This is a genomic window from Amycolatopsis sp. CA-161197, assembly GCF_050942255.1.
Lineage (GTDB): Bacteria > Actinomycetota > Actinomycetes > Mycobacteriales > Pseudonocardiaceae > Amycolatopsis.
On record NZ_CP192059.1, the window covers coordinates 4235492 to 4247583 of the forward strand.

The 12092-nt window shown below is 68.8% G+C and carries 13 protein-coding genes; 7 read left to right on the forward strand and 6 right to left on the reverse strand.

Annotation, left to right across the window (positions count from 1 at the left end; genetic code table 11):
* Positions 1-67 precede the first annotated feature (67 nt).
* Entirely contained in the window at positions 68-826 is a 759-nt protein-coding gene (locus ACQPXB_RS20265) for a hypothetical protein (protein WP_432854477.1), read from the forward strand.
* Here ACQPXB_RS20265 and ACQPXB_RS20270 read toward each other — a convergent pair.
* Complete coding sequence (locus ACQPXB_RS20270; RefSeq protein ID WP_432856710.1) at positions 772-1452, reverse strand: DNA-3-methyladenine glycosylase family protein; 681 nt, start codon at positions 1450-1452, stop codon at positions 772-774. The genes ACQPXB_RS20265 and ACQPXB_RS20270 overlap by 55 nt on opposite strands.
* A 263-nt stretch (positions 1453-1715) precedes the next feature.
* Here ACQPXB_RS20270 and ACQPXB_RS20275 point away from each other — a divergent pair, with 263 nt between their 5' ends.
* The 5 genes from ACQPXB_RS20275 (at position 1716) to ACQPXB_RS20295 (ending at position 6291) form a co-directional block, all read left to right on the forward strand.
* Positions 1716-2456 (forward strand): SDR family oxidoreductase, encoded by a 741-nt coding sequence (locus tag ACQPXB_RS20275; protein WP_432854480.1) that lies wholly within the window; start codon positions 1716-1718, stop codon positions 2454-2456.
* A 72-nt stretch (positions 2457-2528) separates the two neighbouring features.
* On the forward strand, positions 2529-3944 hold the full coding sequence (locus tag ACQPXB_RS20280; RefSeq protein WP_432854483.1) for a PLP-dependent aminotransferase family protein: 1416 nt from the start codon (positions 2529-2531) through the stop codon (positions 3942-3944).
* Positions 3945-4026: 82 nt separating this feature from the next.
* Positions 4027-4437, forward strand: coding sequence for a cupin domain-containing protein (locus tag ACQPXB_RS20285; RefSeq protein WP_366581782.1), 411 nt, complete (start codon positions 4027-4029; stop codon positions 4435-4437).
* Positions 4438-4466: 29 nt separating this feature from the next.
* Entirely contained in the window at positions 4467-5381 is a 915-nt protein-coding gene (locus tag ACQPXB_RS20290; protein ID WP_432854487.1) for an NADP-dependent oxidoreductase, read from the forward strand.
* 157 nt (positions 5382-5538) lie between these two features.
* Positions 5539-6291: an SDR family oxidoreductase gene (locus ACQPXB_RS20295; protein ID WP_432854490.1), complete on the forward strand. Its 753-nt coding sequence runs from the start codon at positions 5539-5541 to the stop codon at positions 6289-6291.
* 15 nt (positions 6292-6306) lie between these two features.
* Here ACQPXB_RS20295 and ACQPXB_RS20300 read toward each other — a convergent pair whose 3' ends face one another.
* The 5 genes from ACQPXB_RS20300 to ACQPXB_RS20320 form a co-directional block, all read right to left on the reverse strand.
* On the reverse strand, positions 6307-7773 hold the full coding sequence (locus tag ACQPXB_RS20300) for an MFS transporter (protein WP_432854493.1): 1467 nt from the start codon (positions 7771-7773) through the stop codon (positions 6307-6309).
* 61 nt (positions 7774-7834) lie between these two features.
* On the reverse strand, positions 7835-8701 hold the full coding sequence (locus ACQPXB_RS20305; RefSeq protein WP_366581786.1) for an aldo/keto reductase: 867 nt from the start codon (positions 8699-8701) through the stop codon (positions 7835-7837).
* 87 nt (positions 8702-8788) lie between these two features.
* Positions 8789-9136 carry a GNAT family N-acetyltransferase gene (locus tag ACQPXB_RS20310; protein ID WP_366581787.1) on the reverse strand — a complete coding sequence of 116 codons (348 nt, stop codon included), beginning with the start codon at positions 9134-9136 and terminating at the stop codon, positions 8789-8791.
* A 21-nt stretch (positions 9137-9157) separates the two neighbouring features.
* A complete protein-coding gene (locus tag ACQPXB_RS20315) occupies positions 9158-9673 on the reverse strand; it encodes a hypothetical protein (RefSeq protein ID WP_386955579.1) in 516 nt (171 codons plus the stop codon).
* Between the two features lie 333 nt (positions 9674-10006).
* The gene (locus tag ACQPXB_RS20320) at positions 10007-10510 is read right to left on the reverse strand and encodes a DsbA family protein (protein WP_366581789.1); all 504 of its coding nucleotides are present in this window, start codon (positions 10508-10510) and stop codon (positions 10007-10009) included.
* A gap of 134 nt (positions 10511-10644) precedes the next feature.
* Between ACQPXB_RS20320 and nhaA the strand changes: the two genes are divergently transcribed.
* Positions 10645-12057, forward strand: a complete 1413-nt coding sequence (nhaA, locus tag ACQPXB_RS20325) for a Na+/H+ antiporter NhaA (RefSeq protein ID WP_366581790.1) — start codon at positions 10645-10647, stop codon at positions 12055-12057.
* Positions 12058-12092: the final 35 nt, after the last annotated feature.

Here is a 12092-nt window from a genome sequence, read left to right on the forward strand (position 1 = left end):
ATCACCTGCAGGGTTTTGAATACGAAACAAGTTCCACGTCACTCGGTTGACGGGGAGGACGCCGACGATGCCCGTCACTCGTTATGTCAACGCAGTCGAGGTTGTGCACCGGCCGGTTCCCGATGGCGTGGAGCTGCCGCCGCTGCCGGCCCAGGCGGACCGCTGGGTCGGCCACTACCAGCGAGTCCTGCTCAATGTCCGGACCGGCGAGCTGTCGTTCTTCTGCGCCGACTGGCGCGTGCACGCGCCGATCCGTGACAAGGGCGGGGATCGCGCAGTCTGGACCTCGCAGTACCCCGGCGGCGGTTCGGACAGTTCCGTGCATTCGGCCACGGAACCGATCCCGGAGCTGCTGATGTTCTTCATCGACACCTGGACGCGCGCCGACGTTCCGGCCACCGCGCGTCCGGCGACGCCGGTGTGGACGTTCATGACCCGTGAGCAAGGTGACGCGTTCGTGGTTGCGCTGGTCCCGCTGGCCCAGCAGCTGGTGGACACCCTGTTCCGAGTGCCCGGCACCGACGATCTCGAATGGTCTGCGGAGTCCATGGCCGCCGTGCGGGCGATCGATGCCGCGTGCAGCCGTCACCACCAGGGTCCGCAGGGCGTCGCGGTATCACGGGCGGGCATGGTCAATTTCGCCGACGTCGTCGCGGCGGCACCGGGACTGGTCCGTCCTGAGTGGGCCGCGATGGCAGACGCCGACCTCGACCACGTGGCCGACGGCCTGAGCAGGTCGGCCGTGTATGGAGCGCGATCCTGGCTCTACGCCTATCGCGCCTGCGAGAACCGGTCGGGCGCCGGAGAACGATGCTCCCACATGTAGCCCCACAGGTACGACGTCGCGTACGAGCGATACGGCCGCCACAATTCGCTGCGCTGCTCCGCAACCTTCGGCGTGATCCTCTTCTCGAGCCCGTCGAACGCCGTGATCGCGGCGCGCACCGTGAGGTCGCCGGCCGGGAAGATGTCGGGTCTGCGCAGGTACAGCATCATGAACCGCTGCGCTGACGACGGACCGATACCCGGTATGGCCACGAGTTCGCTTTCAATCTCGGCATCCGACCGGGTAGAGAGACCGTCCGGATCGAGCAGACCGTCGTCGGCGTGTTCGGCCAACGCTCGGATCGCCCTGGCCTTGGGGTAGGACAAGCCGACGCCGCGCAGCGTCGGCTCGTCGGTCGCGATGACCCGCTCGGCGGTGACGGAGCCACCCAGCTGGGCGACGAACCGGTCGTAGATCGAAACCGCCGTCGCCCTGCTGAGCTGCCGCGAGGCGATGGTGAAGGAGAACCATTCGAGCGGACTGCGGACGTCGACGGGGAGGTGCATCTCGTAGGCATCAATCGGTCCGGCCGACCGCACCCACCTGGCGAGTGAGTCGCCGAGCGAGCCCAGGTACTTCGATGCGGCACGCTGTTCCTTGGTCGCGCGCTTGCCCGTGCGAGTCATGGTCACCTCGCAAGCGTGGCAAATGTGGCCCAGATAGTCCAGATAGGTGAGGGCGCAACAGTGGCAGCGTCAGGATGCATACCGGTGGTTACTCGACGTGCGTGGCTCACCTGAGTGGACTAGATAGTCCGCAGTGGGGCATGATGGACGCTCGGAACGGCAGAGTTGCGTCAGGCGAACTCGGTGGCGCTCGCTGCCTGCACCGCGCCGCGCCTGAGCGTGAACTCGGCGCAGTACACCAACCAATGTGGAGTGAGATCACCATGCCGGCACCTGCAGCTCTGATCACCGGTGGCACCAGCGGGATCGGGAAGGCGACTGCGGAGGTTCTGCACAGCCGCGGCTACCGCGTCGCGGTCACCGGGCAGCGTCCGGAAAGCGTCGCCCGGGCGCGCGAGGAGCTGCCCGAGGACGTCCTGGTGCTGCGTGCCGACGCTCGCTCGCTCGCCGACACCGACAAGGTGGTGTCCGAGGTCCAGGACCGATTCGGGACGCTGACGACGCTGTTCCTCAACGCCGGCGTCAGCCGTCCGATGACGCTGGACGCCTGGGACGAAGCCGCCTACGACGATGTGTTCGCCGTCAACACCAAAGGCCAGTTCTTCACCTTGGTCAAAGCGCTGCCGCTGCTGTGCGACGGAGCTTCGGTCATTTTCACCGTCGGCATCGGAGCGACGCGCAACCTGCCCGGCAACAGCGTCGCGGCCGGATCGCACGGCGCGATGCTGGCCATGATCCCGACGCTGGCCCTGGAGCTCGCCCCGCGCCGCATCCGGGTCAACGCCGTCAGCCCGGGACTCACCGACACCCCCATGACACGGGCCCACATGGGACCCGACGAGGTCGCCGTGACGCTGGCGGCCATGGCGGAGCAGAACCCGTTCGGTCGCCTCGGCACGCCGGAGGACATCGCCGAGACGGTCGCGTTCCTGGCTTCGGACGGGGCCGCGTACATCACCGGGCAGGAGATCGTCGTGTCCGGCGGCGGTGGATTGTCCATCTGATCGAATGCGTGAGAAGAAACGGGATGTTCTTACGCAGCTCGTATTCCGCGCGGTGTAGTAGCGTTGCCCGGCGTGAGTGATCAGGGGGCCGCCGGCAGTGCACGGGTTTCCGGTTTGGACCTGCACCTGATTCGCTGCGGCGGTGGTGCGCGCGCGGGCCTGATGGATGCTTTCCGGGAAGCGATCCGGTCCGGGCGGTTGCTTCCCGGGACGCGGCTTCCGTCGAGCCGTGCGCTGGCGGCGGATCTCGGGGTGGGGCGCAACACCGTGGTGCGCACCTACTCGGAGCTCGTCAACGAAGGGTGGCTCACCGCCCGCCACGGGTCGGGGACCGAGGTGTCGCAGCGTGGGGCGGAATCGGTGCGTGCGCGGCCCCGGCTGCGGGCGGCGCAGGCGTTGCGGCGGCCGGTGCACGATCTTCGGCCGGGGTGCCCGGATTTGTCGTCGTTTCCGCGGGAGGAATGGGTTCGCGCGGTGAAACGGGCCGTCGGGGCCGCGCCGCTCGACGCGTTCGGATATTCCGACACGTCGGGCCGGGTCGAATTGCGTGAGGCTCTCGCCCGATACCTGGCGCGCGCTCGAGGTTTGCGGACGCAGGCGGACAACATCATCGTGTGCAGCGGAGCCGCCGAGGGACTGCGCCTGGTGGCGGCAGCACTGGCGGCCTCCGGCGTGAAGGCGGTGGCGGTCGAGGAGTTCGGGCTGCCCGCACAGCGCCGGACCTTGGAGAAGGCCGGGCTGGCGGCCCCGGCGATCCCGATCGACACCGACGGAGCCGACATCGCGGTGCTCGACGGCCGGCCGAACGTGGGAGCGGTGCTGCTGACACCGTCGCACCAGTTTCCGCTGGGGGTGGCGTTGCACCCGGACCGGCGCGCGGCCGTGGTCGAATGGGCCCGTCGCCGCCGCTCGGTGATCATCGAAGACGATTACGACGGTGAGTTCCGCTACGACCGCGCGCCCGTCGGCGCGTTGCAGGGGCTGGACCCCGAGCACGTGATTTTCCTGGGCACGGCGAGCAAATCGCTGGCGCCGGGCCTGCGCCTCGGCTGGCTCGTGGTGCCGGACCACCTGGTCGACGCCGTGGCCGGGCAGAAGGGGGAAACCGAGGAGACCGTCGGGTTCGTCAACCAGCTGGCGATGGCGGACTTCATCGAGTCCGGCGCGTACGACCGCCACATCCGGGCCATGCGGTCCCAGTACGGGCGGCGCCGGCACCAGCTGGTCGAGGCGGTCAAGCAGCACTCGCCGGCTTCGTCGGTCGGCGGCGTGCCGGCGGGACTGCACGTGCTGCTGGAGCAGGCCGGCCGTCTGACCAGCGCGGACGGGCGTCAGGCCGCGTGGAGACGGCTCGCCGTCGAACCACTCGACCTGTTCCGGCACCCGGAATCGAGGTCGGTTCGCGACGGTCTCGTCGCCGGGTTCGCCACGCCGTCGCCCAGCGCGTGGTCGGGAGCGCTCGAGGCGTTGGTACGCCAGTTGCCGTAAGCGTGGCTGGGCGAAGTGGTCCCCGTTCAAGGCCGCCGAGTGGTCCCAGGTTGTGGTCCGAAACGGCGTTAGCGTCGGGACCATGTTGGCCGTTGGAAACGTCAAGGTCTCCGACCTGCTGTCCATCACCCCGCCGCGGATCCCCGAGGGCTCGCACGCCATGACGCAGCTCGTCGAGCTGCCGCCGGCGGACGAGGGACTGCGTCCGCACCGTCACAGCGGACCGGTCTTCGGCTACGTGCTCGAGGGCAAGATCCTCTTCGAGCTCGAAGGCGAAGCCCCTCGGGAGATCACTGCCGGTGAGGCGTTCTGGGAGCCCGGTGGCGACGTGGTGCACTACCAGGTCGCGAACCTGGAACCGGAGAAGTGGAGCCGGTTCGTCGCCGTGTGCATCTGCGCGCCCGGCGTGGAGATGATCACCATGCTCGAACCCGCCGAGATCGCGGCGCGGGACCACCTCCGCCACCCGAGCGCCCGCACCCAGGCCGGCTGAAAACCTTCGCCAGACCACCGAGGACTGATATGAGAGCCATCACCGTCCAGGACCGCGACGCCGGCCCCGGCGGCATGTCCCTGACGGAGCGCCCCTACCCGCACGCGTCGGAGAACGACGTGATCGTGCGGGTCTGTGCGGCCGGATTCACCCCCGGCGAGCTCGAGTGGCCCGGGACCTGGGCCGACCGTGCCGGGCGCGATCGGACGCCGAGCGTGCCCGGGCACGAGCTGTCCGGCGTCGTCGCCGAGCTCGGCTACGGAACCACCGGCCTCACGGTCGGGCAGCGCGTGTTCGGGCTCGCCGATTGGACCCGCGACGGGTCCCTCGCGGAATTCTCCGCCGTGGAGGCGCGCAACCTCGCACCGCTCCCGGCGGGCATCGACCACACCGTCGGCGCGGCATTGCCGATCTCCGGTCTGACCGCGTGGCAGGCGCTGTTCGACCACGCCCGGCTCGAGGCCGGGCAGACCGTGCTGATCCACGGCGCGGCGGGCGGCGTCGGTTCGATCGCGGTGCAGCTCGCCCACCAGGCGGGCGCGACGGTCATCGGCACCGGGCGTGCGGCCGGCCGCGACGTGGTCCTGGACCTCGGCGCCGACTCCTTCCTCGATCTGCAGACCGACCGGCTGGAGGACGCGGGCGAGGTCGACGTGGTCCTGGACGTGCTCGGCGGCGAGATCCTCGACCGCTCGGCGAGCCTCGTCCGCGCCGGCGGCACCTTGGTCACCATCGCGGGCCCTCCGACCGTGAAGCCACGCGACGGCCGGGCCGTGTTCTTCGTCGTCGAAGCCGACCGCGCCCGCCTGGCCGACCTGGCACAGCGCGTCCGCGACGGGCGCCTGCGCGTGCTGGTCGGCTCCGTGCACCCCCTCGCCGACGCACCGGCTGCCTTCGCACCCGGACAGCACAACCGCGGGAAGACGATCATCCGCATCGACTAGCTCGCTCCGGCCAAGCGCGGACCGCCTCGCCCAGATCACCGGCCGCGCCGGAACCGGTTCGAATCAGGGGGAGGAAGGTAAGAAGTCACGGCGTTGCGGCAGCAGACCTACCGACGAACACCAGTCGGGGGAGACGCTGACGTGGAAGGAACGCCGGATGACACGATCGGCAGGCGGTACGCCGCGACCGAGGACCGCGCTTGTCACCGGTGCGACGGGGGGAATGGGCGGGGTCATCGCCAGGAGGCTCGCGGCGGACGGATTCGACGTCGCTCTCGCGCACGGCCGCGCGGCCGCGCCGAAGGAGACCATGGTGGCGATCGACGGGCTCGGACGCCGCTGTGCCGCGTTCACAGGGGACGTCGCGGACGAAGACGAGATGCGCCGGGTGTTCGACGACGTCGTCTGGCATTTCGGGGGCATCGACGTCGTCGTGCACACGGCGGGGATCAATCGCACCGCGATGCTGACCGACCTCGACTGGGCCGACTTCGACGCGGTCTTCCGCGTCAACGTTCGTGGCACGTTCGTGGTGAACCAGCAGGCGGCGCGCAGGGTCCGCGCGGGCGGAGCCGTCATCAACATCTCGTCGACGGCCGTGCGGCTGGCGCCTCCGGCGCTCAGCGCCTACACGGCCTCCAAGGCCACAGTGGACACGTTGACCCGGATCCTGGCCAAGGAGCTCCGGGGCCGGGACGTGACGGTGAACTCCGTGGCGCCCGGCCCGACCGCGACGGCGAGTTTCCTGAACAGCACATCGGCCGAGGAGCGGTGGGAGCTGGCCGATCTGCCGCCGTCGGCGCGGCTGGGCGCACCCGACGACGTCGCCGCGGTCGTCTCCTTCCTCGCCGGACCGGATGGCCGGTGGGTCAACGGGCAGGTCGTCCGCGCCAACGGAGGAGTCGTCTGACCGACGGCGATTGCGCTATCGGCACAGCGGGTGCGGCATCGGGTGCGCGAGCAGGACGCGCCGGTCGCACGGAGCGTGGCTGCGGAAAACCGCCGCCGCGATGGTGCCGGAGACGACAAAGGCGACTGCGCAGATGACGCAGATCAGCCGATAACCCGGAAGGAAAGCCTCGGACCGGGTGTACGACGAGCCGGTCAGCCCCACGATCGGCGGAAGCGCCGCGATCCACAACAGGCCACCACCGCGTGCGACCGCGTTGTTCACCGCGGACGCCACGCCGGCGCGCTCGTCCGGCGCCGACGACAGCGCGACGGCCGTCAAGGGCGCCACCATCGCGGCGATCCCCAGACCGAACACACACTCGAGGGGGATCACCACACCCCAGTAACTGGTGTCCGGGTTGACCTGCAGGGCCATCAGCGCCGCCACACCGCACAGTGCGGGACCGACAGCCAGCTGTAATCCCGGCCCGATGCGGGCCGCGAGTTTGCCACTGGACGGGGCCAGAAGCAGGCTGATGACCGTGATCGGCAAGAGTGCGCTGCCGGCCTTGGTGGGGCTGTACCCGGAGACGGTCTCCAATGCGATCGTGAAGATCAGGGAGAACACACCGAACGCACCGTAGACGATGAAGGTGATCACGTTGATGGTGACGAACGGCCGGCACTTCATCAGCAACGCCGGCAGCATCGGGGACGCGGTGCGCCGTTCCCACCAGACGAAGCCGAGCGCCGCCGCGATGGCGACGCCCACGCTCGTCACCGCCCAGGGGTCTCTCGGGTTCACCGGTAAGCCGGTCAAGGCGTAACTCGCCGCGGCGAGGGCCACGACGGCCAAGGCCGATCCACCCCAGTCCATTCGCGACGTTCGGCCGTCGCGGGTCTCGGGAACGTGCCGCACCGTCACCAGCAGGACGATGACGGCGACGGGCACGTTGATCAGGAAGATCCAGCGCCACGAACCCAGCGACAGCAGCCACCCGCCGACGAACGGCGCGAGAACTCCGGCGATTCCGGCGAACCCGGACCACGTGCCGATCGCCCGCGGCCGGTCGTCCGGGGTGATCGTGGACTGCAGGATGGCCATGCTCGCCGGCGCCATGAAGGCGCCGCCGATCCCTTGCAGGATGCGCGCGCCGACGAGGCTTCCGACGTCGGGCACGATCGCGCACAACACGGAGGCGAGGGTGAACACGGTGACGCCGACGAGAAAGATCCGCCGGCGGCCGTATCGATCGCCGAGCCCGCCCGCGAGGAGGATGAGCGAGGCGAGGCTCAGGGTGTATCCGGTGACGGTCCACTGCAGTGAAGCGAAGCTCGCGCCGAAGTCCCGGCCGATGTCCGGGAGCGTGACGGTCACGACGCTGGTGTCGATGCCGGCGATGCTGGCGCCGAGGACGGTCGCGACCAGGATCCGCCGACCTTGCGGCGAGCGGACCGGAACACCCACCGGTCGTGGCAGGGTGACCTCGGTATCGGCCACCTCGTTCTCCTTCTCGGCGTCATCCGGACAAGCGTGTCGGACGATTGTCCGGAACGCTCGATTACGGCTGGGGCGTCAGTCGATCGAGCTCGTCGAGTTCGGTGGCCGTCAACGGAATGTCCACTGCGGAAACATTGTCGGCCAGATGCCGGACGCTCAACGTTCCGGGAACGGGGAGCATCGCGGGTGAACGCTTCAACAGCCAGGCAAGAGCGAGCTGCGCGGGGGCGACCCCACGCTGTCGCGCCATCTCGGCCAGCGGGCCCTCCCGGTCAGCCAGCGCCCCGGTGGCCAGCGGAAGCCAGGGGATGAACCCGATGCCCGCTGCCTCCGCGTAGTCCAGCAACGGCTCCGTGGCCCGGTTGACGAGATTGTATTCGGCTTGAACCGTGGCGATCTCTGCGAACTTTCGCGCTTCCGCCAGTTCCTCGACCGTCACCTCCGCCAAGCCGATCAGCCCGATTTTCCCTTCTCGCTGCAGGTCGGCGAGCATTCCGATCTGATCGGAGATGGGCGCGTTCGGGCTGAACCCGTGCAGCTGGAACAGTGGAATGTGATCGAGCTTGAGGTACCAGAGGCGCATTTCGATCTGCTTGCGAAGGAACGAAGGCCGGATCACCGGCTCCCACTGGCCTTCCGCCGATCGAAGCAGCCCGCCCTTGACCATCAGCAGCAAATCTTCGGGATACGGGCTCAGCGCTCGAACGATGAGTTCTTCGTAGTCGAACGGGCCGGACGATTCGGCGATGTCGATGAGGTTCACCCCGAGATCGACGGCTTCCCGGAGAACCTTCGCCGCTTCGGTGGCGTCTTCCGGATGGCCCCACACACCGGACTCGCTCATCTGGGCCGTGCCGAGTCCGAGTCGCGTGATCTGGTGACCTCCGATCGTGAAAGTGCCGCACCGATCGGGCAGGGTTCCGCGCATGGTCATGTCTCCTCCGGAGTCCTCTGAACTTCTTTACTGGTTTCGAGGGTGCGGCAAGCGCCCCTCCGGTGCGACCCTCGGAGTACGTCAGTTGGTGCGTTCGCGCGGTGCGCGATCGGGTACCGCGGCGCCGCCCGGGTAGCGGCTGTCGACAAGGTCCGTGTATTCGGGGTGGTCGGCGATGTAGTCCGCGACGAACGGGCAGTAGTTCGTGAGCTTCAGGTCGTTCGCGCGAAGGTCGTCCAGAGCATGCTTGACGAGCCGGGTGGCGATCCCTTGGCCGCGGTACTCGGGTTCGACGATGGTGTGGCTGAGTGTCACGCGCTGATTGCCGTGCGGTGTGTGGTAGACGATCATGCCGACGACCCGTCCGTCGACGACGGCCTCGTACGATCCGCCTTGGCTGTTCTTCTGCAGATTCATGTCGTTGTCCATGGGGTTTCTCCTGATCGTGCTTCAGCGGTGGGGTGCGGCGTCGAAGGTCGCCGGGGTCAGGGAGTGGCTGAACGGCACGTTCAGCCGCCACCTGGATTCGTGAAGTGGCGTGGGGGGAACCTCGAAGGTCGTGCTCCAGAACATGCTGGTGGCGCTCCCGTCGGAGAAGGTCATCGTCAGCCGGTACGACTGCGTGGCCGCTTCGTCGAGGTGTGCGCCGTGGTGCCGGCCGGAGACGTGGATGACGCGAGGCAGCGAACTGAGGAAGATCGAGTTGACCTGCAGTTCGAGCTGTTCGGCTGCCCGGCTCGCTTCGGGAAGACCGGAAGTGGCCTGCGGCGCCTCGTGGCTGGTGGCGAGCATGACTTCCAGCTCGCCCAGCACGCGGACGCTGATCGAGAGCTCCCGCGGCCAGCGGCGCTCGATTCCGACGTCGTGAGACCGGCTGCTGTCGTCAGCCGTGATGATCGCTGACGACAATTTCAAGGGAAGGCTGGTAGCCGGCGAAATCGGCTTGAAGCCCGGCTGCTCGCTCACCGTGTGTAGACCCTTCTCGCGTCCTGTGCGACGGAGCGCAGGCGCAGTTTGCCCAGTCAGTGGCTCAGCGCTCTGCTGGTTCAAGTTCGTTTGTCCGGCGCGCCCATCATGCACCACAGAGGACTATCCAGTCCACTAGGGTATCCCGTGGCTGAGGGCAGGTTTTGCCGGCTGATCGTGCAGTGCGCGCGCCGGGCCTTGGGGTTCCGGTGAGAGTGTGGATCGTGCCACAGATCGAAGGTGCGCTTCAAGACCCTGAACGCGGCCGTCCTTGATCACATGGCGGACTTGGAGGTCCACTTGGTGTGATGAGTGAGGGTTTTCGACTGCCGGTCAGCCGGTCGGGCGCACTGCTGATCGGAGCGCCTGGAAGCTGACCCGGCCCCGATACGCGCGGCCGTTGATGAACAGCGTCGGCGTGCCGCGGACGTCGAGCTCGGCGCCGGAGGTGTAGTCGGCCACGACGGCCGGACGGAACTGCTGAGCGGCTTCGCCGGTGACGTCGCCGGCCCCGATGCGGGTCGCGTACGTCCGCAGGTGGGCGTCCGTCAGCTTGGTCTGGTGGGTGAGCAGCAGGTCGTGCATGGCCCAGAACCGCTCGCCGGACGCCTCGGCCGCGAGGGCGGCCGTGAGCGCGTACGGGTGAATCGTGAAGAGCGGGAAATGGCGGAACACCAGGCGGATCGAGCCGTCCGAGCTGTCGACCAGCTTGCGCAGCTCCGGTGCGGCCGCGGCGCAGTACGGGCACTCGAAGTCCCCGTACTCGACCACCGTGACGCGGGCGGAGGGATCGCCGTAGACGTGCCGGTCCAGGTCGACGTCGCTCCTCGTCGTCACGTGCGATCCCTCCGCGGTCAGGTGATCCACTCCGGACAGCCTCGCCGCGAGGTCGCTGTCGAACCGGCCGGCGTCCCGCCGGTCTGGCCGACGCTACACAATCCGGTCGAGGGCGCGTCGGTCATACTCGGCTCGTGAACGCCGACTCGAGCCGATTCACCGACGGGCTCCTCCCGCGGATGCCCTCGGCGACCCGTCGGGTGAACGTGCCGCTGCCCTATGTTTCCGCCGGGTTCCGCCGGTTCCTGCTCACCGAAGCGGGCAGCGCCGTCCTGCTTCTGGCCGCCACGGTGGCCGCGCTCGTGTGGGCGAACGTGGCGGGCGCGAACTACGACGCGTTCTGGGCGACCCCGGCGGGCGCGGAAGTCGGCGCCGCGCATTTCTCGCTGAACCTCCGCGACTGGGTCAACGACGTTGCCATGGCGGTGTTCTTCGCCGTGGTGGGTCTCGAGATCAGCCGCGAGGTGGCCGTCGGCGAGCTGCGCGAACGGCGTTCGATCGTCGTCCCGGCCTGCGGCGCGCTCGGTGGACTGGTGCTGCCCGCGGTGATCTACTTCCTGTTCAACAGCTCCGGCGTCGCCGCGGTCGGGTGGGGCATCCCGATGTCGAGCGACACCGCGTTCCTGATCGGCGTGCTCGCGCTGTTCGGGCCACGCTGCCCGGACCAGTTGCGGCTCTTCCTGCTCACGCTCGCGATCGGCGACGACATCGGTGCGATCACGGTGATGGCCGTGTTCTACACGCAGCACGTGTCCGTGCCGGCGCTCGCTGTCGCGGTGGTGCTGATCCTGGCTTTGCTCGGGCTGCGGTGGCTGGGGGTGTGGCGGTTGACGCCGTATCTCGTCGTCGGGATCGGGTTGTGGGCGGCTGTCGACGCTTCGGGAGTGCATCCGACGCTGGCCGGCGTCCTCGTCGGACTGATCGTGCCGGCCGGCGAGGTCGACGCGCACAGCGGTGAGCGGCTCCGCCTCTACGGCCGCGCGGTGATCGAGCGCGCGGACGCCGTGCGGGTGCGGCTCGCGACCACCGCGATCAAGGCGACGCTTTCCGCCAACGAACGGCTGCAGGCGATTCTCCACCCGATCAGCGCGTTCGTGATCATCCCCGCCTTCGGCCTGGCGAACGCCGGCGTCCAGCTCGACGGCGGCGCGCTGCGGGCTGCGGCTTCCTCCACCGTGACACTGGGTGTGGCGGTCGGGCTGATCGTCGGCAACGCGGCCGGTATCTCGCTCGGGGCGGGAATCGCCCTGCGAACCGGGCTGGGTACCCTGCCGGGCCGCGTCCGCTACGGCCACCTCATCGGTGGCGCGATGCTGGCCGGGATCGGTTTCACGATCGCGCTCTTCATCACCGACCTCGCCTTCACCGATCCCGGCTTGCAGCAGCAGGCCAAGGTCGGAGTTCTCGGAGGTTCGCTCTGCTCGGCGATCGTCGGGTCCGTCCTGCTGCGGTTCCTCGGCGAGCGCCTGCCGCTGTGCTCGTTCGACGAGCGGTTCGCGGTGCCGGAGCTGCCCGAAGGGCCGTGGCTGGATCCGAGCCTGCCCTAGCGCGAACGGCTGCTGAGTGTCAGATTTCTTGGCCG